This is a genomic window from Larkinella rosea (assembly GCF_003858635.1).
GTDB lineage: Bacteria > Bacteroidota > Bacteroidia > Cytophagales > Spirosomataceae > Larkinella > Larkinella rosea.
In genome coordinates this window covers 371,761-394,739 of record NZ_RQJO01000009.1, presented here as the reverse complement: position 1 = coordinate 394,739, position 22,979 = coordinate 371,761, and the positions used below count along the sequence as shown (strand labels likewise).

21 protein-coding genes are annotated in these 22,979 nt (G+C 49.8%); 6 read left to right on the top strand and 15 right to left on the bottom strand.

The genetic code is table 11. The features are described 5' to 3' along the window. Positions 1-22 precede the first annotated feature (22 nt). A complete protein-coding gene (locus EHT25_RS17570) occupies positions 23-463 on the top strand; it encodes a GNAT family N-acetyltransferase (RefSeq protein WP_124876446.1) in 441 nt (146 codons plus the stop codon). A 3-nt stretch (positions 464-466) separates the two neighbouring features. On the opposite strand, the gene EHT25_RS17565 is transcribed toward EHT25_RS17570, so the two are convergent. From EHT25_RS17565 to EHT25_RS17535, 7 genes are all read right to left on the bottom strand, one after another. Next, entirely contained in the window at positions 467-1,525 is a 1,059-nt protein-coding gene (locus tag EHT25_RS17565) for a CHC2 zinc finger domain-containing protein (RefSeq protein ID WP_124876445.1), read from the bottom strand. 165 nt (positions 1,526-1,690) lie between these two features. Then, on the bottom strand, positions 1,691-2,227 hold the full coding sequence (gene atpH, locus EHT25_RS17560) for an ATP synthase F1 subunit delta (protein ID WP_124876444.1): 537 nt from the start codon (positions 2,225-2,227) through the stop codon (positions 1,691-1,693). 61 nt (positions 2,228-2,288) lie between these two features. Next, positions 2,289-2,783 carry a F0F1 ATP synthase subunit B gene (gene atpF / locus EHT25_RS17555; RefSeq protein ID WP_124876443.1) on the bottom strand — a complete coding sequence of 165 codons (495 nt, stop codon included), beginning with the start codon at positions 2,781-2,783 and terminating at the stop codon, positions 2,289-2,291. 154 nt (positions 2,784-2,937) lie between these two features. Next, entirely contained in the window at positions 2,938-3,195 is a 258-nt protein-coding gene (atpE, locus tag EHT25_RS17550; protein ID WP_114404108.1) for an ATP synthase F0 subunit C, read from the bottom strand. Positions 3,196-3,255: 60 nt separating this feature from the next. Continuing rightward, entirely contained in the window at positions 3,256-4,350 is a 1,095-nt protein-coding gene (atpB, locus tag EHT25_RS17545) for a F0F1 ATP synthase subunit A (RefSeq protein ID WP_124876442.1), read from the bottom strand. 19 nt (positions 4,351-4,369) lie between these two features. Then, complete coding sequence (locus EHT25_RS17540; RefSeq protein WP_124876441.1) at positions 4,370-4,732, bottom strand: hypothetical protein; 363 nt, start codon at positions 4,730-4,732, stop codon at positions 4,370-4,372. 1 nt (position 4,733) lies between these two features. Continuing rightward, the gene (locus EHT25_RS17535) at positions 4,734-4,988 is read right to left on the bottom strand and encodes an AtpZ/AtpI family protein (RefSeq protein WP_124876440.1); all 255 of its coding nucleotides are present in this window, start codon (positions 4,986-4,988) and stop codon (positions 4,734-4,736) included. A gap of 184 nt (positions 4,989-5,172) precedes the next feature. Between EHT25_RS17535 and porW the strand changes: the two genes are divergently transcribed. From porW to uvrC, 4 genes are all read left to right on the top strand, one after another. Beyond that, a complete protein-coding gene (gene porW / locus EHT25_RS17530) occupies positions 5,173-7,347 on the top strand; it encodes a type IX secretion system periplasmic lipoprotein PorW/SprE (RefSeq protein WP_229311601.1) in 2,175 nt (724 codons plus the stop codon). Positions 7,348-7,423: 76 nt separating this feature from the next. Then, positions 7,424-9,775, top strand: a complete 2,352-nt coding sequence (locus EHT25_RS17525) for a penicillin-binding protein 1A (protein WP_124876438.1) — start codon at positions 7,424-7,426, stop codon at positions 9,773-9,775. 105 nt (positions 9,776-9,880) lie between these two features. Continuing rightward, positions 9,881-11,008, top strand: coding sequence for a glycerate kinase (locus tag EHT25_RS17520; protein WP_124876437.1), 1,128 nt, complete (start codon positions 9,881-9,883; stop codon positions 11,006-11,008). A gap of 69 nt (positions 11,009-11,077) precedes the next feature. Beyond that, on the top strand, positions 11,078-12,889 hold the full coding sequence (gene uvrC / locus EHT25_RS17515; RefSeq protein ID WP_124876436.1) for an excinuclease ABC subunit UvrC: 1,812 nt from the start codon (positions 11,078-11,080) through the stop codon (positions 12,887-12,889). 75 nt (positions 12,890-12,964) lie between these two features. On the opposite strand, the gene porN is transcribed toward uvrC, so the two are convergent. From porN to sucD, 8 genes are all read right to left on the bottom strand, one after another. Further along, positions 12,965-14,020, bottom strand: coding sequence for a type IX secretion system ring subunit PorN/GldN (porN, locus tag EHT25_RS17510; protein WP_124877083.1), 1,056 nt, complete (start codon positions 14,018-14,020; stop codon positions 12,965-12,967). A gap of 61 nt (positions 14,021-14,081) precedes the next feature. Continuing rightward, complete coding sequence (porM, locus tag EHT25_RS17505) at positions 14,082-15,677, bottom strand: type IX secretion system motor protein PorM/GldM (protein ID WP_124876435.1); 1,596 nt, start codon at positions 15,675-15,677, stop codon at positions 14,082-14,084. A 36-nt stretch (positions 15,678-15,713) separates the two neighbouring features. After that, entirely contained in the window at positions 15,714-16,535 is an 822-nt protein-coding gene (porL, locus tag EHT25_RS17500; protein WP_124876434.1) for a type IX secretion system motor protein PorL/GldL, read from the bottom strand. 72 nt (positions 16,536-16,607) lie between these two features. Further along, positions 16,608-17,654, bottom strand: a complete 1,047-nt coding sequence (gene porK / locus EHT25_RS17495; protein WP_374756167.1) for a T9SS ring complex lipoprotein PorK/GldK — start codon at positions 17,652-17,654, stop codon at positions 16,608-16,610. 308 nt (positions 17,655-17,962) lie between these two features. Beyond that, a complete protein-coding gene (locus EHT25_RS17490; protein WP_124876432.1) occupies positions 17,963-18,931 on the bottom strand; it encodes a PorP/SprF family type IX secretion system membrane protein in 969 nt (322 codons plus the stop codon). Between the two features lie 237 nt (positions 18,932-19,168). Next, positions 19,169-19,951 (bottom strand): uroporphyrinogen-III synthase, encoded by a 783-nt coding sequence (locus EHT25_RS17485; protein ID WP_124876431.1) that lies wholly within the window; start codon positions 19,949-19,951, stop codon positions 19,169-19,171. Positions 19,952-19,990: 39 nt separating this feature from the next. Beyond that, positions 19,991-21,151, bottom strand: a complete 1,161-nt coding sequence (locus EHT25_RS17480) for a DUF4271 domain-containing protein (protein ID WP_229311600.1) — start codon at positions 21,149-21,151, stop codon at positions 19,991-19,993. Between the two features lie 89 nt (positions 21,152-21,240). Next, positions 21,241-22,119 (bottom strand): succinate--CoA ligase subunit alpha, encoded by an 879-nt coding sequence (gene sucD / locus EHT25_RS17475; RefSeq protein WP_124876430.1) that lies wholly within the window; start codon positions 22,117-22,119, stop codon positions 21,241-21,243. Positions 22,120-22,320: 201 nt separating this feature from the next. On the opposite strand from sucD, the gene EHT25_RS17470 reads away from it, so the two are divergent. Beyond that, positions 22,321-22,932, top strand: coding sequence for a DUF6962 family protein (locus EHT25_RS17470; RefSeq protein ID WP_124876429.1), 612 nt, complete (start codon positions 22,321-22,323; stop codon positions 22,930-22,932). The last annotated feature ends 47 nt before the right edge of the window (positions 22,933-22,979 follow it).

Below are 22,979 nucleotides of genomic sequence, written 5' to 3'. Positions count from 1 at the left end.
CCGTCTTAATCTTTCTCCAATCATGAACTTCGCTGCCTACATTCGTCCGGCTGATTATCAGGATGTTGGAACGCTTTATCGTTTTATTTGCGAACTGGAAGAATCCGATCTCAATGCATCGGCATTCCGGGCGGTTTTTCAGCGGAACCTCACCGACCGGCGGGTGCATTATCTGGTGGCCGAAGTTGCCGGTGAAGTAGTGGGTTTTATCAGCTGTCACGTTCAATACCTGCTTCATCATACCGGGAAAGTGGGCGAAATTCAGGAACTGTACGTCATGCCGGAATACCGCAACCAGCAGATTGGTCGGCAACTCGTAGCGGCTCTCGAAGAACTGGCTGCGGAACACGGTTTTGTAAACCTCGAAGTAACGGCGAATCAGAAGCGGACCCATACACACCGGTTTTACCAGCAGCTCACTTTCCGCCCGTCGCATTTCAAATTTGTGAAGGAGTTTCAGTAGCCTTTACTCCCGTTTCGAGAAGTAATCATTTACATCCTTGTAGCCCTCCTTCACGGTTTTCGAGCGGGTCGAAATGCGGTATTGACTGAATAAGTCGCTATATTCCTGAGCGGCTTTTTGACCAGCGGCATCGTTGTCGAAGTAAAAACAAACTTCAAACCGCCGGAAGAGTTTCATCCATTCCCGTTTGAACATCGTGGCGCTGCCCAGACTCACGGCGGGCATGCCTTCCTGCATCAGCGTCATGCAATCGAAAGCTCCTTCGGTTACATATAATGTCTGACCGGTTTTGATGAGATCCATCACATCGGCGTTGAATAACTCCACGGGAACACCACTTAAAAATTGGTAACGAGACACGGTTTCGGTTGCATTCCGGATGACGCGCCCCTGCAAAAACACAATGCGGTTTTTCCGGTAATACGGAATGATGATTGGATGGCGGTAAAAAATCAGGTTCCCTTTTTCGTTGAATAACCCGCACTCCTGCAAATCCAGTAAATTGTACTTTTTCCGCAATTGCGATTGCGCGTCCGAGTAGTCATTGACCGTGAAGATGCGAAATTTTCGTAAGGTTGGCTCGGTAAAACCGCGCGCCAATAAATACGCCCAGGCCTCTGTTCTGACCTCATTAGCGGGTTGAGCTTCGCAAATCCGTTGAAAATCCTCGTAAATGACGCTGTGCAGCGGTTTGTAAACGTACGCGCTGGTATCCGACGGAAGCACCATTTTGTCCGTTTTAACAGGAAATGCCGACTGTATTTTTTTCAGTTGGCCTCGCTTGTACAAATCCGGCTGGTATTCGGGCAAATAATTGAACGCCAGTTCATGCATGGCTGGTGTATAGTCCAGACCGGCAACTCCGGCGTAGAAGTTGATCACATCGCCGTGTTTGCCGCAGCCAAAGCAATGGTAGGTATTGTTCTGCGGATAGATCACGAGTGAGGGCGTTTTCTCAGCATGAAACGGACACACGATCTTGCGGTTTTCGTGCAGTTCATACCCCAGATCCGTGACTACACGGACAATGTCAATCGTACGAGCCAGTGACAATAAATCCATTCAGCGATCCATTTGGCCTTGCATAATAATCAAAAAACCGGACATCTGAGCAGCGCTCGGATGTCCGGTTTTTTTGAAGAAGAAAGAGAAGAGACATGAGATGAAAGACATTCCATTCGACAAGTCTGATGTCTCTCGTCTATCCTCTCTTGTCTTCTGAAAAAATCAATTCAGGAAGCTCAACCGCAGTTCGGCCAGTTTGTTCCGGATGGAAGCATCAACCTGGCGGTCGCCAATGCGGAGGATGTAGCCACCGATTAGCTTCGGATCAATGATTTCTTCGAGCTCAATCTGTTTGCCCGTAGCGTCGGCAACCACACTGATAAATTGTTTTCGAAGTTCTTCCGTCAGCGGTTGCGTCGTCACAACCTGCACTTTCTGGATTCCTTTCAGGTCGTTATACTGCCGGACGTATTCGTCGGCTACGCTGTCCATGATACCTTCCCGGTTTTTCTTCGAAATGATGTTGAAGATCGAGAACGACAGGGGATCAACGCGGGTTTCAAAAACCGCCCGCAACACGTTCAGTTTTTTTTCATGCCGCAGAATCGGGCTTTTCAGGGCCAGCATCAGGCCGCGATTATTGCGAACCACCTCCCTGAAAAACGTCATGTCCTTGTATACTTCTTCGACCTTATCTTTTTCCTTTGCCAGGTCGATCAGGGATTTAGCGTATCGGAATGCTACTGTAGATTCTGCCATCTTGAGTGATGAATTAAGCGTTAAGAGTTACATGCGTCAGCCCACTTTTAACGCTTAATTCTTAATTTAATCGTGCTTCTGCTACCAGACCTTTAACCAATTCTTCCTGTGATTTTTTATCGCTCAATTCTCTTTTCAGTACCTTTTCGGCAATGTCGAGCGACAATTCGATCACTTCACGTTTTACTTCGGCCACCATAGCCTGACGCTCGGTCTGCAATTCTTCGCGGGCTTTCACAATAATGCGATTACCTTCTTCGCTCGCTTTATCGCGGGCTTCGGCAATAACGCGATCGGCGGTTTCTTTGGCGCCCCGCAAAATGGCATCGCGTTCGGCGCGGGCTTCGGCCAGCAGTTTCTGGTTATCCGATTGCAGCTTGGCCATTTCGATCCGGGTTTTTTCGGCCATATCCAGGGCTTTCTGGATATCGTCTTCCCGTTCTTTCAGACTTTCCGTAATTGGTTTCCAGGCAAATTTTGACAGGATGAAATACAGCAGCCCGAAAACGAGCACCATCCAGAATAACAACCCAATGTCAGGAATCAGCAGATCCATTGTCTAACGAAATTTGGATATATGAATAGGATAATTCAAAGTTAGTTGAAAGCAGCCCGTCGGCTGACTAATTCAGATCGACGGGCTTTTTCCAGTTTTGCGGAGCGGTATGCCAACGCCTAATGCAATTGGCGGCTCCTGTGCGGATTGCTGGTTAGCCCAGGGAAATCAGCAGACAGATAACGGCTGCGAAAAGCGCAACGGCCTCGATCAACGCTGCGATGATCAACATCGCGGTTTGAATCCGACCAGCAGCTTCCGGTTGGCGGGCGATACCTTCCATCGCCGAACCACCAATACGACCAATACCCAGACCGGCACCAATGGCGGCCAGACCGGCACCGATGGCGGCACCCATTACTGCGAAGCTACCTGTAGCTTCCAAAAGAATAGAGAGCAACATTGCAAACATGCTCGAGAAACAATTTATGGTTAAACAAAAACTAAACTTGAATGAACGGCAAACACCCACTCAATGCGCTTCAGGACCTTCGTAGCCAATTCCGTGATCGGCTTCGTGGTGGTCTTCGATCGCACTACCGATGTACATCGACGCGAGCAGGGTAAAAATGAACGCTTGCAGGAACGCAACCAGCAACTCGATCAGGTTCATGAACAGGGAAAACGCAACGATCAGCGGGCTAACACCCCAACCCATACCGGTACCGCCCAGGTCATTGGCAATAAAAATCAAACCTAATAAACTCAGAATGATGATGTGACCCGCCGTGATGTTGGCAAATAACCGCACCATCAGCGAGAACGGTTTCATGAAAACACCCACGATCTCGACCGGGATCATGATCGGCAGCAGCGCCACCGGAACGCCGGTTGGCTTGAAAAGGTGGGCCCAGTAATGTTTGTTTCCGCTCAGGTTGACAATCAGGAAGGTAATGACGGCCAGCGTCATCGTGATGGCAATGTTACCGGTCAGGTTGGCACCACCCGGAACCAGTCCCAGCAGGTTATTGAACAGAATGAAGAAAAACAAGGTCAGCAGAAACGGCAGGTACTTGATATACTTCGGACCAATATTCGGTTTGGCAATTTCGTCGCGAACGAACAGAATAACCGGTTCCAGAAACGACTGCAGACCTTTGGGTGCCTTACCCCGGTTTTTTTCGTAGCCTTTCTGAACGGAGAAAAATACAACGATCAGTAAAACCGCACTCAACAATAAGGAAGCGACGTTTTTCGTGATGGAAAAATCAAGCACTTTGATCGTCTTGTCGGGTTTGCCATCGGCACCGGCGCGGTAAATTTTGTTGTGTTCTTTGACGTAACCTTCGTAATTGGCTTCGTGGGCAAAATGCGAGGATGAAAACACGTCCAAACCGCGCTCTTCGGTATACAAAATGACGGGCAACGGCAGCGTCAGACCGTGAGCAAACTCCCAGCCGTGGTCGTCTTTAATGTGGTGCATGATCATGTCGCCCACATTGAATTTTTTCTTTCCTTCTGCTGCCTCGTGGTCATGATGATCTTCATGTTGAGCGTTCACCGCAACCAACGTGCTCAGAGACAATACAATACTTAAAAAAGCCTTACGAATCAGGAGACGAAACATATGAAGTAAATGGTATGTATCACAAACCGCGTCGCAAGTTACGACTCAAAATGTAGATTTCAAAGGCTGTATAAAATATATATAGTGCAAGAAAGTTCAGAATAAACAGTTTGACACCACCGACGCCCCGCCAGAGAAAGAAGCCGACAAAGACGAGACACAGGATCAGCCGGGCCACGAGCGTTGCCATGTAAAACGGCACGAATTTTTCGCGATTATTCTGAAAACCAACGTCCATCAACCGGTGAATCAGGAACGAAACGCTCAGAAAGAAAATCAGCATAAACTTCCAGTATGGATGTAACCAGTTGGTGGCTCCATACTGTTCGGCTACAAAAAATACAATTGCTAACAGGGCGGTGAACCCAATACTGGGGAGCATATCAGGGTTGTTTGGGTAAACTGCGGATAAATAGGTACAGCGATGAACCGATGGCAAACAGCGACAGCACCAGCGTCCAGATCGGTTTCTGGTTACCCTGCCACTCGTCGAGTTTGATACCGCCCCAAACGCCCAGCCCAATGGTGGCCAGCATCTGAAAACCGATGGCGGAATACTGAACGAATGAACTGGTCCGGCGGGTCGCTTTCCCGAGCGGTTTTTCCGGGTCGTCGGAATTGGATTTATCGGGTTCCATACGTCAATACTTCGGGTTTGGTGTCAGGATTTTCGTATTTTTGTCTGCATGGCACACTTTTCGATACGGTTTTTGTGCCGGCGACGTTACTACAGAGTTGGGCCTGCGAAGGTAGAAAGCCTTCCGTCGGTTACCAAGAATCTTACTATTTTCCATGCAAGGCGGGTTCCTCAACCGATATTCTTTGTGTCATTCTGTAACTGACCGGTTCCGGCCCTACCTCCTGTGGGCCATTATAACAGTCTGGCTCAGTGGTTGTTCGCAATACAGCCAGAAAAAACTGCCGGTTGCCTACCACAACCTGAATGCCCGCTACAATGCTTACCTCATCGCCCGCGACCGACTGCGCGAAGTGGAGCGGTACAAGCTGAAGACCTATCAGGAAAACTACAACCAGCCGCTCCCAATTCTGTTGCCGCTCGATTCGACCAAACTGGAACCCGTACGGGCGCAACTGGACGACGCCATCAAGAAAGCGTCGCTGGTAGCCGAACGCCATCAAAACAGCAAATGGCTGGATAACAGCTACATTTTGCTGGGAACCGCCCGCATGTATCGTCAGGATTACGCCAACGCGATGGAAGTGTTCAAGTACGTCAATACGAAGGGCGAAGGCGAGGACGAAAAGCACGAAGCCCTGATTGGCCTCATGCGGACGTATATCGAAACCGGTGATTATACGAATGGGTTGAACGTGGCCGAATACCTTCGCGCCCAGCCGCTCAACAACGCCAACACCCGGGATTATTATTTGACGAAAGCGTATTTACACCAGAAAAAGATGGAGTATGCGGTTTCGGCGGCTTTGCTGGATGCGACCTTTCCGTTTCTGAAAAAAGGCGAAACCAAAGCCCGTTTGCACCTGATTGCCGGTCAAATGTTTGACCTGATTGGAAAATCGGATCAGGCCATTGCGCATTACCGTCAGGTTTTAAAAAACCGCCCTTCGTACGAACAGTCGTTTTATGCCACTATTTATTCGATTCAGGGCGGACGTACCAGCAATGAGCGATTTAGCCGTATGCTCAATGACCGGAAAAATATCGACTTAAAAGATAAGATCTATTATACGATGGGGTTGCTGGAAGCCCGGAACGAACGCTACCCGAAAGCGATCGAATACTGGAAAAAATCCATTAAGGAAACGACCACGAACACGCTCCAGATTCCGTATACGTATCAGGAAATGGGAAAGTTGTATTTCGAAAAATTGCAGGATTTCCCGACCGCCAAGGCGTATTACGACAGTGCCCTGGCGTTGTTACCCCAGCAATCGGCCGACTACAAAGCCCTTGCCAACCGGAAAGTTTTTCTGGATGAATTTGTGCAGCAGCAGCAAATCATTCAGACCGAAGACAGTTTGCAGAAACTGGCGCAGATGAATCCGGCCGCGCTCGACCGGCACCTGGACGAAGCCATCGACCGCAAACAGAAACAACAGCAGGCTTTGCTGGCCAAAGCCCAGGAAATTGCCGCTCAGGCCGCAAACCGCCCCGCAACGTCATCGGATATTCCGGCGGAACAGCGGTGGCTGCTCTATAATCCCGTTATGATTACCCAGGGAAAAACCGAGTTTCTGCAAAAATGGGGCACGCGCCAACTGGAAGACAACTGGCGAAGGAGCCAGAAAGAATCGTCGGCACAACTCGCCAGTACCGATGTGAGCGCTCCGGTTACGAACGCGAACGGAGCGCTGGGCGCGGCACCGGCGGAGTTGTCGGCTTCGGAACGAAAATTGCAAAAAGAGGCCTTATACGCGACCATTCCGTTTACCCCCGAAGCCCTGAAACAATCCAATCAGAAGCTGGAGGACGCTTATTATCGATTGGGTAAATTGTACAAATTCCAGTTCAATCAGCCGGATAAAGCCATTCCGACGTTTGAAACCCTGCTGACGCGCTATCCCAACACCGCCGTAAAACCGGAAGTGTATTATTTGCTGATGGTTTCGAACGATCAGTTGAACCGGACCTCGACCTGGAAAGAGAAACTGCTGGCGGAATTTCCGACCTCATCGTATGCCCGCCAGGTCGGAAAAACCGGTACCGCCGGGGCGCATACCGCGTCGGGCGAAGCTGAAGCGCAACGAGTCTATACCGAAATCTACGATTTATATAAAGCCAATAACCTGAGTGAAGCGCTCAGCCGGGCCGAAACCGCCATGAGCACGTTGACCGGTAGCCTGATTGAAGATAAAATGGCGGTTTTACGGGTGATCCTTATCGGCAAAGTCCGGGGCGTTGAACCGTATCGCCAGGCGCTCACCGAATTCATCCGCGATTATCCGGCCAGTTCCCTACTTCCGAAAGTTCGGGAAATGCAGGTGGCCGCCGAGCAGCCAACGGCCAAACGAAAGTAGCGTTTTTGGTTAAAATGTGTACTTTTGACAAAAGCGGAAACGTTTTATAATCTCAAGTTTAATCCCCGATTCCCCTATGTTTGAGTTACAACCGGGTTTGTATCGACGCCTGATTGCAAGACTCTGGAAACTGACCCTGGCGGGTATTCTCCTGCTGGTTCTGTATATCGTTTCAGTAAGCTTCAATTTTCTGTGGCTGTTTGGCGGTATGCCCAGCCTGAAAGCCCTCGAGAACCCGCAGAGCAATCTGGCATCCGAAATTTATACGGAAGACGGCGTTCTGCTGAGTAAATATTACGTCGAAAACCGGACGCCGATCGAGATTTCCCAGGTTTCTCCGAATGTCATTTCAGCCCTGATGGCGACCGAAGACGCTCGCTTTGTGAAACACTCCGGTATCGACGCCCGCAGTATTTTTCGGGCCATCAACGGGATTTTGACGGGCAGCAGCAGTTCGGGTGGAGGAAGTACGCTGACGCAACAGGTGGCCAAAAACCTGTTTGAAACCCGAACCGAAAAATTTCGGGGCGTTCTGGGTAGCATTCCCTACGTCCGCGTCATCATCGATAAAACCAAGGAATGGATTCTGGCCGTCCGGCTGGAGCGCAATTATACCAAACAGGAAATCATGATGATGTACCTGAACACGGTTTCGTTCGGGAATAATACGTTTGGGATTAAAACGGCGGCCAAGACTTATTTCAATAAAGAACCCTGGCAGGTGAACGTGGAGGAAGCCGCTATGCTGGTGGGCATGCTCCAGAATCCATCGCGGTTCAATCCGCGTTTGTACGAAGATCGCTCGTTGCTGCGCCGGAATGTGGTGCTGTTTCAGATGCGGAAATACGGTTTTCTGACCGATGACCAGTTTGCGCTGTACAAACAGAAACCAATCAAGCTTGATTTCAACATCGAGAACCAGAATACCGGTCCGGCCGCCTATTTTCGTTCGGTCATCAAGAGCGATCTTCAGAAATGGCTGGACGAATACAATGAAGCGCATCCGGATGATGAAAAAGACCTGGAAACCAGTGGGTTGAAAATATATACTACCATTGATTCCCGACTCCAGAAAGCTGCGGAAGAAGCCGTCTATGAGCATATGCGGGAACAGCAGCGGAAATTCTACGAACACTGGCGCGGTCGCAACCCCTGGACCCAGAAAATCAACGGCGCTTACCGTGAAATACCGGGTTTCATCGAGCAGGTGGCCAAACGAACCCCGCGCTACATTGCGCTGAAACGCGAATACGGCGACGATGAAAAAGCCATCTGGGCCGAAATGCGCAAGCCGGTAAAGATGAAGGTATTCGTCTACGGTGGTCGTCGGAATGAAAAAGATACCGTGATGAGTCCGCTCGATTCCATCAAGTATTACAAGCGGTTTTTGAATGTTGGTTTTATGTCGATGGACCCGCGCAACGGTCACGTGAAAGCGTGGGTGGGCGGGATTAACTTTAAATACTTTAAGTTCGACCACGTTAAACAGGCCAAACGTCAGCCAGGATCGACCTTTAAACCGTTCCTGTACCTGGCCGCGATCGATAAAAATTTCCTGACGCCCTGCGACCGAATCACCGACCAGCCGGTACGGTTCGAACCGTATGAGGATCACAACGGCCCGCGCGCCTGGGTTCCAAACAATTCGAATGGCAAATGGAGTTACCAGCAGCTGTCCTTACGTCAGGCGCTGGGACGTTCAATCAATTCGGTTAGCGCCTATTTGATCAAGCAGGCGAAATCGGCTTCCGTTGTGGAATATGCCCACAAACTGGGCATTGAAAGTACGCTCACCGAAAATCCGACCTTATGTCTGGGCACGAGTGATGTTTCAGTATACGAAATGGTGGCCGCTTATTGCACCTTTGCCAACGCCGGTTACCGGGTAAAACCGCTCACGGTTTTGCGAATTGAAGATAAAAATGGCAACCTGCTGACCAGTTTCTTCGCGGAAAATAAGCTGGTAATCAATGCCAACGCTGCTTACCAGATGTTGTATTTAATGCGGGGCGCGGTAGAAGATCCCGACGGTACCTCCCAGCGACTTCGGACGCAATATAAATTGCTGGAAGGTGGGAACGAAATTGCGGCCAAAACCGGTACGACCTCCAGCTACTCCGACGGCTGGTTTATGGGCATGACCCAAAATCTGGTATCCGGTTTATGGGTTGGTGGCGACGACCGAAGCATCCACTTTCGTGATATCTCGTTAGGCCAGGGCGCCAGGGTAGCGATGCCCGCCTGGGGGATGTACATGCAGAAGGTCTACGCCGATCCGACACTGAGACGCTCCCATCCGAAAGTTCCTTTCCGAAAACCCGACGGTTTTAACCTCTCGCTGGATTGTGGCGGGTATGCCATCGACTCCAGCCAGCGCTACATTCCGCCGAAGGTCGTTGAATCGGAAGAAGAAGAAATTTTGAATTGATGAATGAGACGTTAGATGTGAGACAAGAGAGGTGAGACGCGCGGGTTATTCAGTTTTTCAATTCTTTTGTCTCACGTCTCTTGTCTCACATCTTTACTCTATCGCATGAAAATTCTGCTGGCTCCCGATAAATTCAAAGGTTCCCTGACAGCCCGACAGGTTTGCGACGCCATGTCGGAAGGCATCCGGCTGGCGCATCCCGACGCCGAAATTGTGGCATTGCCAATGGCGGACGGCGGTGAAGGAACAGCGGAAGTTCTGACACTGGCTACCGGTGGCGAATGGGTAACCATTCCCGTCCTCGACCCACTGGGACGCCCTGTTCAGGCTTCGTACGGTATTTCGGCCAATAAGCAGACGGCTTTTATCGAAATGTCCCAGGCGTCGGGATTGCGGTTATTACACCGGCATGAATACGATCCCCTGAAAGCAAGCACGTTCGGAACCGGTCAGCTGATTCAGGATGCGCTGAGTCGGAACGTTAGTAACCTTGTTCTCGGGATTGGCGGCAGTGCGACTAACGACGCCGGAATCGGGATGGCAGCCGCGTTGGGCTGGCAATTTCTGAATGATCAGGATGAGCCAGTGGATGCTACTGGTGAAAATCTCTCCCAAATCCGTCGGATTATTCCACCCACTTCGCCCCTGCGTTTAACCGTTGACGTTGCCTGTGATGTGACCAATCCGCTTTTTGGTGCCAATGGGGCGGCTTTTGTTTACGGACCACAGAAAGGGGCTTCTGCCGAAAACATCGAAAAGCTGGATCAGGGGCTTCGTCATCTGGCCCAACTCATTCAGAGTCAGTTTGGCGTCGATCTGGCCGATGTGCCGGGTGCCGGAGCTGCGGGGGGGCTGGGGGCCGGGGCCTTGTTTTTCCTGAACGCAACATTGAAAGAAGGCGTCAAGATGGTCATGGAGCAAACCCAATTTGCAGATCATCTGTACGATGCGGATCTGGTTCTGACTGGCGAGGGAAAAATTGACAATCAGACGTTGCAGGGTAAACTCATTAACGGTATTGCGCTGGAAGCCAAAAAATCCGGCGTACCGACAGTTGCGCTCTGCGGAACATTAGACGCAAAACCGCACGATATTACCGCCATTGGCTTAACGGCTGCGTTTTCTGTCCTGACTCATCCCCAGTCGCTCGACGAAGCCCTGTCCAATGCATACGAAGCAGTCCGTCAGACAACTTTTAATGTCCTTCGGTTGTTAAACAGGAACACGGATTGAACAGATTAAAACTGATTTTATCCGTAAAAATCCGTTAAATCCCTTACATCCGCGTTCCCATCCAAAAAAATGGCCGAGTTTGATTATAAGAGTGAATTGGCGAAGGTTCCGCACGAACCGGGTGTCTACCGGTATTTCGATTTATCGGGCGAGGTGATTTATGTGGGAAAAGCCAAAGATCTGAAAAACCGGGTCAGCAGTTACTTTGTCAAATCCAATCAGCACGACCGCAAAACGCAACGGCTGGTGAGCCAAATCCGGAAGATCGAGTTTACGATTGTTCATACGGAATTCGATGCGCTTTTGCTGGAAAATCAGCTGATCAAGCGGTTTCAGCCCCGTTACAACATTTTGCTGCGCGATGACAAAACGTATCCGTTCATTTGCGTGACCAATGAGCATTTCCCGCGTATTCTGACCACCCGGCGCATCGACCGTAAAATGGGTACGTTTTATGGCCCTTACGCGCAGTTGCGGCCCATGTATACCTTGCTGGAGATGTTCAGCCAGCTGTTTACCATGCGGACGTGTAACCTCAATCTGACGCCGGAAAATATCGAAGCCAAAAAATTCAAGGTTTGTCTGGAATACCACATTGGCAACTGCAAGGGCCCATGCGAAGGGCTGGTCGACGAAGCCGATTACTTGAAAGATGTCGATCAGGTGCATTATATTTTAAAGGGAAATGTTTCGCCCGCGCAGAATTACTTCAAGGAACGCATGCTTGAATCCGCCAGCCAGTTGGCGTTTGAACAGGCGCAGCAATTCAAGGAGAAACTGAATGTATTACAGAATTTCCAAAGCAAATCGACGGTCGTCAATCCCAAAATCTCGGATGCAGACGTATTTACGATTGCGTCGGATGAGTCGGCGGCTTACATCAACTTCATGAAAGTAGTCAACGGTACCATCACCCAGACAAATACCGTTGAAGTCAAGAAGAAACTGGACGAATCTGACCACGATATTCTGACGATGCTGATTGTCGAATTTCGGACGCAGTACGGCAGCGAAGCTAAAGAGATCATTACCAACATTGCGTTGGAAACCGATCTGAAAGCCGAAATCACGGTTCCGCAGATTGGTGACAAGAAGAAGCTGCTCGATATGTCGTTGAAGAATGTGCTGTATTTCCGACGCGAACGGGCCGAACGCGCAGCCGCCGAAGCAACTGGCAATGCCAGCAAAAAAGACCGGGTGTTGATTCGTCTCAAACAGGATTTGCAACTGAAAACACTTCCCAACCGAATCGAATGTTTCGATAACTCCAATATCCAGGGTACCAACCCGGTTTCGGCCATGGTTTGCTTCATCGACGGAAAACCGTCGCCCAAAAATTACCGCCATTTTTCCATTAAAACCGTCGTCGGCGCCAACGATTTTGCGTCGATGCACGAAGTCGTCAGCCGACGTTATATCCGCGTTCTGGACGAGCAAACCGGTTTACCGGACCTGATTGTCATTGATGGTGGCAAAGGTCAGTTGAGCGCGGCTTGTGAAGCGTTGAAAGAACTGAATTTATATGGCCAGGTGCCTATCATCGGTATCGCCAAACGGCTGGAAGAAATCTATTTCCCGGAAGACAGCCTGCCTTTGTACATCGACAAAAAATCCGAATCGCTGAAACTGATTCAACGGATCCGCGACGAAGCGCACCGGTTTGCCATTACCTACCACCGCGACAAACGCAGTCGGAACAGCCTGATCAGCGAGTTGGAAAACATTGAGGGAATTGGCAAAAAAACCGCAGCCAAACTGCTGAAGTATTTTAAAGGCGTCAAAAAAATCAGGGAGGCACCCATCGAAGATGTCGTAACCGTGGTTGGGAGTGATAAAGCGCAGAAAATCAAGCAGTATTTCGAAACGATTGATCAGCAGTGATAGAGGCAAGGGAGCAAAGACAAGCCAATAAAAAAGGGGAAGCGACGCTTCCCCTTTTTTATAATGCCTTTCGGCTTAGTATTCCCACAAACCGTGTTCCTGCTCCATCAATTGCTGCTCGAGTTGGTAGGACTTCATCAAGCCTTCCCGTTCGCTGCCATACTGACCGATCAGATCACGATCTTTTGGATTGGATACTTTGTAAATACGACCGTAGAATAACCGCAGATCGAAGGCATCGGCCAGGTTTTTGTGCTGAGCCTGATTTTGCGAGTTATACCAGATGAATTTCTTCGGGTCGCTGCGGAATAATTTATCCAGGTCTTTGTATTTAAAATACGCAACCGGTTGCTCCAGACCCGAGGGGTTTTTATCCGCCGGAATCACAATCCCAATCGTCTGAATATCGTAATAGAGACGCGACCGTTTCCGATCGAAAACCCAGTCTTCCTTGATATCCAGAACGCTGAATTCATCGTTCAGACGTTCAACGCCGGTGAAAGGATTGGCCTTTGCCATGGCAGATGAATCAACTTTCGGCACTTCGGGTACAACCGGAGCCGGTTTGACACCCTTCTTGCCTTTGGTATTCTTAGCCGTTGCTTTTTTCTTGGGAGCCGGTGTTCCCCAGCCATCATCAACCGGTTTGGCCTTTGCGGTTTGCGGAGCCGGTGTTCCCCAGCCATCGTCAGCCGGTTTTTTAGCGGCAGCTTTCTTGTCTTTTGTATCGCCCCAGCCGTCATCAACCTTATTTTCATTACCGAAACCGGCGGCCTTTTCTTCCGCGGTTAAGGTAGTCGTTTGTTCAGGCACCGCCAGCTTTTCCGCAAATTTTTCAATTTGAATAGGCGTATTGACCGAATCATTGGGATAAGCAACAAGGACACCTGCTTTCACCGCATCAATCAGGTATTTGGTAATCTGATTGTTCTTGGAAAACATGGCCTGATTCTGTTTTTCGTTCAGATCGACCCGACGCCACAATGTTTTCTTCATCATGATGTCGTTTTCATTGATTTCCCGAACGGATAACGGATTGGTCTTCGTATTGTCCCTTTCCTGCGCCTGTGCCACCCCACCTGCCATTACTGCCAATACAGCAGCTACTGCTACGCTTCCCGCCTGTTTCATGACCTTGTGCTTTTTGCTTTTATTTTTCACAATAACGAATTGAGGATCAGTTCTCGTACGGTTAATTCAGGTTAATTGGAAAATATTTTTGAGCAACCGGAACATCACTGACTTCCCCGCGGAAATTCTGACGCTGTACGCCCTGTACTTCGACGACATACCGCATACCGGGTTGTGCTTCCGACGCCAGATTGCCGACACTACCCCCACCGGGTCCTAAGGTGATTGGTCCGGCCACCCGGCGACTCCCTTGCGCCAGCGATACCTGAATACCCGTCACGCGGAATTTTGCATCATCCGGCATAAAGTTCTTGAAGCTTTCATCCGGAATGGCCTGAACCTGAATCGTGCGCGCACTCGAAATCGAGACACCCCGGCGATCGTCGTATTCCGCACCGCCAACCAAAAGCCGCAAGGTCGGACGGGGAACCCGGTTTACTTTAAACTCATTTGTACCCAGCAAGCTACCGCCGTTATTCACGTTCAGGCTAACTTGTGCGGAATTGGGAATAACCGTAATTTTACCCCGTTCTCCGCTGGTCAATACCGCTGCGCCGTTGGCCGTAAACGTTGGATTCCACAAGGCACCCAATTGCGGACTCTGAATGCTCAGTTTATTCGCACAACCGAGGTACAAAGGCGGCATCGAAGCCGTTTCGATTTCATACGACGGTTTTGCCACAAAATATTCCTGATTGAAATTAACGGTTTTCATCCCGTCGGGAGCCTGATAACTAATGGAGCCCACCAGTGCCCGTTTGGCTAACCCGTTTTTGTCGTAGGTACCACCCTGAGCCGTGAACTCGATTTTACCGACTCCGCCATCAACCCGCACAGCACCGCCGTTGAGGCTCATTCGGGGGGTGATCCCGCTTGATGAGGCTGCCAGGAACATTTCACCCTTAAACTTGGTACCGGCCACAACCACCTTCGACTCCATACTGATCATAGCCAGAATTTTGTCAAATTTGATGTCCTGCGCCCCTACCTTGCTGGCCAGATAATCCAGGACTTCACCTTCCATCCGCCGGATATCCGACTGGCGCTGACTTAACACGGCCAAAGCCGCCGGAACCGGCGTCTGCTCGAAGTTGAGTTCGGCAAAATCCTTATTCTTTTGCTCTTTCGAACGACTGGCAATCGGATCATCTTTGGCATCAACCGCCAGGGGGGTAAATTTCGCGTTCGGATTGTATTTCTGAAGCTGTTGTACATACTGATTCAGCTTCGTCTGCAAGGCGTATGCTTTACCGTTTTTGTTATTCCCGACCATGATGGCGCCCACTTTGGTTTCCTCATTCGGGGTTTTGATATTTCCTTCTTCATCGCGACCACCACCGGCTTCGGTAACGATCTGATCTTTCAGGGCATCTAATTCGGTAACAATTCCAGATGTAATTTCCCGAACTTCCTGAGCCTGTTTGACCACCGCTAAATCAGCTGCCCGATTACCTGATTTTTCAACCGTAGATCTGATATTATCAAGGGTAGACTGATTAATTCGATTAGCTGAACCGGTGGATGTCTCAAGGCTATTGTTCAACAGAATAAACTTTTCCAGTAATGCCGAGCTGACCTGTAAAGCCAGCATAGCGGTCAATACCAGATACATCATCCCGATCATCTTCTGCCGGGGTGTTTCTTTTCCTCCTGCCATTAGTGTATGGTAGTGTAGCGATTAGTAAAGTGGGAGTTATTTAGCGCCATTTCCACGCATTGCCGTCAACATGCTGCCGTAAACATTATTCAATGACGACAGGTTGTTGGTCAGTTTCGACAGTTCGGTTTTGAACTGCTGGGTATCGCGGCTGGCTTCCGACATGTTTTCCATAGCGCTCGTCAGGTTGCTATAGAAAGCATTCATCGCTTTCAGGTGCTTATTGGTATCCTGGAGTTCCAGTTCATACACGGCATTCAACGCGCCCATACTCTGGGTAATTTTCTGGAATTGCGTACGGTATTCTTTGGCATCCTGCGTGGCATCCGCCATGGCGTTCATCGACGTTACGGCCACCCCATACGATTTGTTCATTTCGTTGATGGAACCGGCTGCCTGCCGTACATTCTGCGTATACTCGTTCGTTGCGATCGTCGCATCCGAAACATCGCGCATCTTGCCGACGGTATCCGTAAAACTGCGCAGTCCCGTTCCTAATTTTTCAAAAATCTCCGGAGACACCTTCGCATCGGCCAGCATTTTATCCATGTTGGCAGTCAGGCCATTGCTTTGCAAAACCGCACTGCGCTTTGGCAGCTCACCCTTGTAATCATCCGCCAGTTCCGGATAAACCCGCGTCCAGTCCGGTTCGGTCTGGCTCGGTTGAAAAAACGTTTGTAATGCGAAAAGAGCAAAAATGGCAGCTTCCACCGACAGACCAATGGTGAGCATCGGGCCACCCCAATCGTAATGCTGAATTTTACCTAACGCTCCAAGAACGACGACTGCCGCCCCGGCGCTATATATTGTTGGAAGAACCTTGTCGAAAAAAACACTTGAGCCGTTACCTTTAGCCATGATGTTAGAGAAAATAAGCCTGGTACTTTGTTTAAGGAAGAGTTACAAATAAACGATTGAAAACCGGATGGATTACATGCGTGACGCACGGGCACCTTTTGACGCAGTCCGTCCCTGCAGGTTATCCATGACACAGCGGAAACCGATATACGAGCGCTTGTTGTTTTCGTATTCGTAAGAGCGGGTTCCCGTCTCCAGGTAATAGGAGATGTCTTTCCACGAACCACCGCGCACCACCTTCCGGGGCTCGTCGGCATTCTGATTGTCGGGGTTCATATCCCAAACAATGGCGGACGCATTTTCGGCGTAAGCATCACGGGTCCACTCCGCTACGTTACCAGCCATGTTATACAGGCCGTATTCGTTCGGATTATAGGCATTGGCGGGAGCCGTGTACGGATAACCGTCGGCGTCGAAATTACCCCGTTGTGGTTTGAAGTTAGCCAGGTAACAGCCTTTTCCGTTAGCGACATAAGGACCTCCCCACGGATATTTAGCGGAATTACGTCCACCCCGGGCTGCCCATTCCCATTCGGCTTCCGACGGGAGCCGGTAGCGGGGCGAAACAAACTGACCTTCTTTCGTGCGGTAGTCGTTGTAAAGGTTCGTCCGCCAGGTGCAGAAATACTGGGCTGCCTGCCAGCTTACGCCCACCACCGGATACGTGTCAAACGCCGGATGAGAGAAGTAATACTCCAGCATCGGATCGCCGTTGTGGTACGTAAAATCGTTTTTCCAAACCGTCGTATCCGGGTAGAACTTGGTCATGATCTCTTCTTCGCCCAGCACCGAAACCGAGTCGGTCAGCAGGGCGTTGACGAACTGCCGGTATTCGTGGTTGGTAATTTCGGTATCATCCATGTAGAACGAACTGATGGTTACCCGGCGGTTCATGTTCGCCTGGGTAGCTGCCAGGTCTTCGTCGGCCTGCCCCATCATGAAAGAGCCCGATGGAATCAACACCATCCCATACGGCGTGGTCTGTTTCCAGCCTTTCCGGCCATTGGCGGTAATTTCACCATTGACCACCCCGACATCCTGGCCTTTGCCTTTTCCACCACCAAATTTTGATTTGATAAACCCGCAACCCTGCATCAGCAGAATCGTTGCCACCACCATCACCCCTCGGGCTGCGTTGCCGGTAAACCACTTGTTACTCATAGTTGTAGGATACGTTAAAATCTGTTTCGCGTGCAAACCAGTCTTAGAACGAAAATAAAGCATTTTATTGTATACGTACATTTGAATTGATTAAATGCATCTATTATTCAAAAAAAGTACAAACTAACATGCGATCAGTTCTATCACTTAGCCTACTAATTTTCTCAAAATTATCACTTTGACTTTAAACAGCCTAACAATAATTACGCCAATATTAGTAAAGGCAAGCGGTTGGTGAAACGACGTCAGTTTACGTAATTGTTCTTTCAATAGCGGAATCGGGGAGTTCGGATGATCGGTTTTGTGCCCGAACGGAGTTCAGGAAGGGAATAGGAAAGCAATATTTCGTGCGAAGTCGGGCTTTTAGCATCACGGTTACTGACCACAAAATCAAAGGCATACCCAAACCGCAAGGCGTTGTTCCGCAGTAAACTGATCCCCGCCGTGGCGGTGAAAGCGTCGCCCTGCCGGTAGCCGACTCCGGCCCAATACCGCTTGTCATACATCGCCAGTACACTTACTTCCACCGACGAATAGGTAGCATTTGTATTGAATTTATAAATAGCCGAAGGCATAAAATCGATCAGTTCATTCCACGCATATCGATAACCGGCCGTCAGATAAGCCGTGCGATAAAGTGGATTCAAACCCGTGTCGTTTCCCAATTTAAAATCAGGTTGCGTCAGGTGTTTCATACTGGCACCGAAATAATACGTATCGGCATTATAATACACGCCGGCGCCAATATCCGGCTGGGTTTGGTTAACCCGTCCGTTCTGAATCAGCGGATCACCGGGATCATTGGGCCGCAACCGGTCATAGTTAATCGATCGATTGTGGATACCGCCTTCCACCCCAAACGAAAGAGTTCCTTTTTTCAGTGGTAACCGAAAGGCGTAAGCCGCCTGAACCTTTTGAAAACCCTGGGGACCAAATGTTTCGTTGGCTGCGTATAACCCAACTCCCCCCCGGATTTTATTCAACGGCATATTGAACGAAAACAACTGGGTACTGGGCGATCCACCTTCGTCAAATGTGCCCTGGTAGCCCATGTATTGCGTCCGGTGAACCAACTGAAACCGGGTTACGCCTTCCGAACCGACCGCGGCCGGATTGTAGTAAACCGGATTGAACATATACAGGCTGAATTGCGGATCCTGATCCTGTGCCAAAACGCCGGAAGCCGGTAGTGTACAGGCAAATACAAGCAGGACAGCGTAGAACTTACGATTCATATACTAATACTAAAAGAGCAATCACCAGATCAATTTCCGAGCGCCCGTCGACCTTATCGTTCGACCGGCAAACCTGCTTAAGCGGCATGTTACCTATTAAACGGAGATTTTCCAAAAATATTGGTATAAAAAAAGCGATGGGCTCAAACAACGATTGCGCTGGTTGAACGATCGACCGGTTTCCTGCGAAATCAGGGTCTTTACTCATTCAATCAGCGCAATCGGCACGCAAAAAAATCAGCTATTGGCCTTCTTTATATAGAGTTCCAGTGCACCCGCCATCGAGGGAGCATTGGGCAAAGGAGCTTCGATGTCGAGCAGAAATCCGGCTTCGGTAACCGCCCGCGCCGTGGTGGGGCCAAAAGCCGCCATCCGGATTTCGTTTTGCGTAAATTCCGGGAAATTATGCAACAGAGAATTGACACCGGACGGGCTGAAAAAGGCGATTATATCGAACGACTGGACGTCCAGATCGGATAAATCCGATGGAACGGTTTCGTACATCACGGCTTCGGACAGGTGCAAACCGCTGGTATCCATAAAATCCGGAATGTCGTTCCCCCGGATGTTGGAGCATGGAAACAGAAACTTCTCACTCTTATGCTTCCGGATCAGATCGAACAAATCGGCAGCGGTTTTGTTTCCCGTGAAGATTTTCCGTTTCCGAATGACGATGTATTTCTGCAGGTAGTTGGCGGTTTGCTCCGTCACGCAGAAATATTTCATATCGGCCGGCATCTCCATTTTGGCTTCCTGACAGATCCGGAAAAAGTGGTCGACCGCGTTACGGCTGGTGAAAATAATAGCCGTATGCTCCAGAATGTTTATTTTCTGCTTCCGAAAGTCTTTATACGAAACACCCTGAATCTCAATAAAGGGCCGGAAATCAATTTTCAGATTGTACTTACTGGCAATCTGAAAATAAGGTGAATTGTTGTCGGCAGGGCGGGCTTGAGTAACTAAGATGCTAGCCACTTTGGTCAGTCGTTCCTGGTCGTACTTAGCAGAAATCTCACTCATCGAATAACTCGCGTTTTGTGTTTAGAGCGTGCCCAAAGGTTATAGGGCGAACCGTACCCCAATGGTTAGCGGTATCAATTCAACGATGCAAAGGTACGAAAATAAATACAGATTTTTGACAATGGCTTTGTTGGCAATGACAACATATAACAGCGCCAGCCGGATCACGTAGAAACCCACAAAGGGAACAATGAGCCACATACTGGGCCAGGTGCTGGTGGTTGGCGTATTGGCGGCAATGGCCGCTACGCAGATGGCACCCACCGTAAAGAAGAACAGCGACGACTGCATGGCCTTGAAGTAGTGCAAATTAACAATCTCCTCCAGCCGGTATAGGCCGCCAATCGTCACGATAAAAAGATATTTTGCCAGGAGCAGCGAAAACGCCAGCCCACTCAGTTCGAAAAACGTAAGGGTCAGATCCAGCAACCCCTGCCCCCGCAACAACAGCGCCCTCGACAGAAAAAGATCGATATTTTTACTCTGAATAATCAGGTATAAATAAGCCGTAATGAAGCTCTGGTTCATTAAAAAAAGCAGATTCGTTCGGCTCAGGGGGCGGTTTACCAGGAATAATTCGTCCCGAACCGTTACTGATAACAGATCGGCCAGGTTGAAAAACCGGAGAAAGGCGCGGTGATGAAAGTTGAATAAATAGGCGTTGATGGCAACGATAAACAGCAAACACAGGGTGAAGAAATCGGTGTAAACCGACAGGCGACGCGGCAGAATACTCAGCCGGGTGTCGGTTACAATCACGTTTTTCTGGGTTGTTGATTTCCGGTGGCCGATGAATACCATTTTGTCATCGACACCGGGACTTCCGTGGAGCGTCAGGAATAACTCGGGTTTGCGGTACGCACGGTATAAACTGTCCAGATTCAGCACCAGCCACTCGTTTGCGGTCAGTTTGCGCATCAGGGCCGCATCTATAAAGAGAAACCCGTCCTGCCGGGTCGAAATCAGGAGCGAATACCGCCGATTGCTTTCAATATCCAGGAAAAAACTAACGGAAGGGACCAGCTCGTGCTGCTCGTCGATAAAAGGCACGTAGGATTTGTAAGCCTGGTCATAAACCAGCCAGTCGTTGCGGAAATCGTGGACGGGAAAAAACTGTTGATTCGGCCCAACGCCCTGCGCAAAACCTCCGACCACCCACAGTGCCAATGCCAATGTGGACAAAATAAAACGAATCCGCACGAGTTAGGAATTATGAGTTAAGAGGTAAGAGGTAAGAGTTTGGCTGACGACGCATTAACTCTTAATTCTTAACTCTTAACTCTTAACTATCAATTCTTTCCTAAAGCTTTCAACATCGTTTCACCAATGAGAGCGGGTGATTCGACGACGTGAATGCCGCATTCGGCCATGATGCGCATTTTGGCGGCTGCCGTATCGTCCGCGCCACCGATGATGGCTCCGGCATGGCCCATCCGGCGTCCTTTGGGAGCGGTTTGACCGGCGATGAATCCAACAACCGGTTTTTTATTGCCGTCGGCTTTAATCCAGCGGGCGGCTTCGGCTTCCATGCCCCCACCGATTTCGCCAATCATGACAATGCCTTCGGTTTCGGGGTCATTCATCAGCAACTCAACGGCTTCTTTGGTCGTTGTGCCAATGATCGGGTCCCCGCCAATACCGATGGCGGTGGTCTGTCCCAGTCCGACTTTGGAAAGCTGATCGACGGCTTCGTAGGTCAGCGTACCGGATTTGGAAACGATGCCGATGGTGCCTTTCTTGAAGATAAAACCGGGCATGATCCCGACTTTACATTCTTCGGCGGTCATCACACCGGGGCAGTTGGGTCCGATCAGCCGAACGTCTTTACCGGTCAGATATTCTTTCGCAACCATCATATCCTTCGTCGGAATTCCCTCCGTGATACAGATAATCACCTTAATACCGGCGTCTGCGGCTTCCATGATGGCATCAGCGGCAAAAGCCGGTGGTACAAAGATAATCGAGACATCAGCCCCGGCCTTTTCAACAGCCTCCTTCACGGTATTGAAAACAGGGCGGTCGAGATGGGTTTGTCCGCCCTTGCCCGGCGTTACTCCGCCAACGAGGTTGGTACCATACTCGATCATCTGCTGCGCATGAAATGAACCTTCAGAGCCCGTAAAGCCCTGTACGATAACTTTGGAATTCTTGTTAACTAATACGCTCATGATGAATGAAAAGCTGTGCTATGCGTGTGAAGGTATAAGCCTTTGGAACCGGCGCAAAAGTAGAGCGAAATGGCTAAAGAACAAAGTTATGAGTTATGAATGATGCAGGATGCATGGTTGACACCTTCATTCCTCGTTCATCATCCACCATTCGTCATTCCCGCCTTTTGTCTTTTTCCCCGAAAAATTGTTACTTCCAGCATGAACCTATCAAATATGGTGTCCGACGCCGTGCTTTGCTTTACGGGTGTCTGGGTTTTCTGGCGGTTTTTTCGGGAAATGAGCTGGTATAATCGGGTGTTGTGGGGCCTCTTTCTGATTACAATTTCAATGACAGCGCTGGTCGGAATTCTGCGGTTTGCGGGCATTCAGCGCGTTATTCCACTGCATGAATCGCTGGAAACCCTGGCGGCCAGTTTGGGGGTGGTGAGCGTGATTGTCGGCGTGTGGGGATTGATCCAGAAGCAAACTATTTCGAGAACCGGTTTTATCCTGACGGTTTCGGTGGGAGTGCTACTATTTCTGCTGTTGTTGATGGTTCCGTTGGTGGGAACGTTCCAGCCCGTCGTGCCGTCATTGGGCATGGTGATCGTGTTGCTGATTGCCTTTCTGGGAGTGGTTCGTCGGGACCCGCGTGCGTCATGGATTGTGCTGGCCGTCATGATTATCGCTTTGGCCACCCGCGCAGGCTGGCACCAAAACATTCCCATTCATCCGATTGATTTTTATCACTATACCCTCTCATTATCACTGCTTTGCTTCGGGAAAGCGGTACAAAACCGGCCGTGGAGAAACCGGTCGGGTGGAAAGTAAATTTAAGCTGCGGGGCGCCAACCACTACGCCGGACCGTTTTTTTTGG

Excerpts from the sequence above, each read along its gene's own strand:
- EHT25_RS17470 (WP_124876429.1), top strand. The coding sequence starts at position 22,321 with ATGAACCTATCAAATATGGTGTCCGACGCCGTGCTTTGCTTTACGGGT.
- sucD (WP_124876430.1), bottom strand. The coding sequence starts at position 22,119 with ATGAGCGTATTAGTTAACAAGAATTCCAAAGTTATCGTACAGGGCTTT.
- EHT25_RS17535 (WP_124876440.1), bottom strand. The coding sequence starts at position 4,988 with ATGGAACCCGATAAATCCAATTCCGACGACCCGGAAAAACCGCTCGGG.
- EHT25_RS17540 (WP_124876441.1), bottom strand. The coding sequence starts at position 4,732 with ATGCTCCCCAGTATTGGGTTCACCGCCCTGTTAGCAATTGTATTTTTT.
- uvrC (WP_124876436.1), top strand. The coding sequence starts at position 11,078 with ATGGCCGAGTTTGATTATAAGAGTGAATTGGCGAAGGTTCCGCACGAA.
- atpH (WP_124876444.1), bottom strand. The coding sequence starts at position 2,227 with ATGGCAGAATCTACAGTAGCATTCCGATACGCTAAATCCCTGATCGAC.
- EHT25_RS17525 (WP_124876438.1), top strand. The coding sequence starts at position 7,424 with ATGTTTGAGTTACAACCGGGTTTGTATCGACGCCTGATTGCAAGACTC.
- porM (WP_124876435.1), bottom strand. The coding sequence starts at position 15,677 with ATGGCAGGAGGAAAAGAAACACCCCGGCAGAAGATGATCGGGATGATG.
- atpB (WP_124876442.1), bottom strand. The coding sequence starts at position 4,350 with ATGTTTCGTCTCCTGATTCGTAAGGCTTTTTTAAGTATTGTATTGTCT.
- EHT25_RS17520 (WP_124876437.1), top strand. The coding sequence starts at position 9,881 with ATGAAAATTCTGCTGGCTCCCGATAAATTCAAAGGTTCCCTGACAGCC.
- porN (WP_124877083.1), bottom strand. The coding sequence starts at position 14,020 with ATGAAACAGGCGGGAAGCGTAGCAGTAGCTGCTGTATTGGCAGTAATG.
- porK (WP_374756167.1), bottom strand. The coding sequence starts at position 17,654 with ATGGTGGTGGCAACGATTCTGCTGATGCAGGGTTGCGGGTTTATCAAA.
- atpF (WP_124876443.1), bottom strand. The coding sequence starts at position 2,783 with ATGGATCTGCTGATTCCTGACATTGGGTTGTTATTCTGGATGGTGCTC.
- atpE (WP_114404108.1), bottom strand. The coding sequence starts at position 3,195 with ATGTTTGCAATGTTGCTCTCTATTCTTTTGGAAGCTACAGGTAGCTTC.
- EHT25_RS17490 (WP_124876432.1), bottom strand. The coding sequence starts at position 18,931 with ATGAATCGTAAGTTCTACGCTGTCCTGCTTGTATTTGCCTGTACACTA.
- EHT25_RS17570 (WP_124876446.1), top strand. The coding sequence starts at position 23 with ATGAACTTCGCTGCCTACATTCGTCCGGCTGATTATCAGGATGTTGGA.
- EHT25_RS17565 (WP_124876445.1), bottom strand. The coding sequence starts at position 1,525 with ATGGATTTATTGTCACTGGCTCGTACGATTGACATTGTCCGTGTAGTC.
- EHT25_RS17485 (WP_124876431.1), bottom strand. The coding sequence starts at position 19,951 with ATGAGTGAGATTTCTGCTAAGTACGACCAGGAACGACTGACCAAAGTG.
- porL (WP_124876434.1), bottom strand. The coding sequence starts at position 16,535 with ATGGCTAAAGGTAACGGCTCAAGTGTTTTTTTCGACAAGGTTCTTCCA.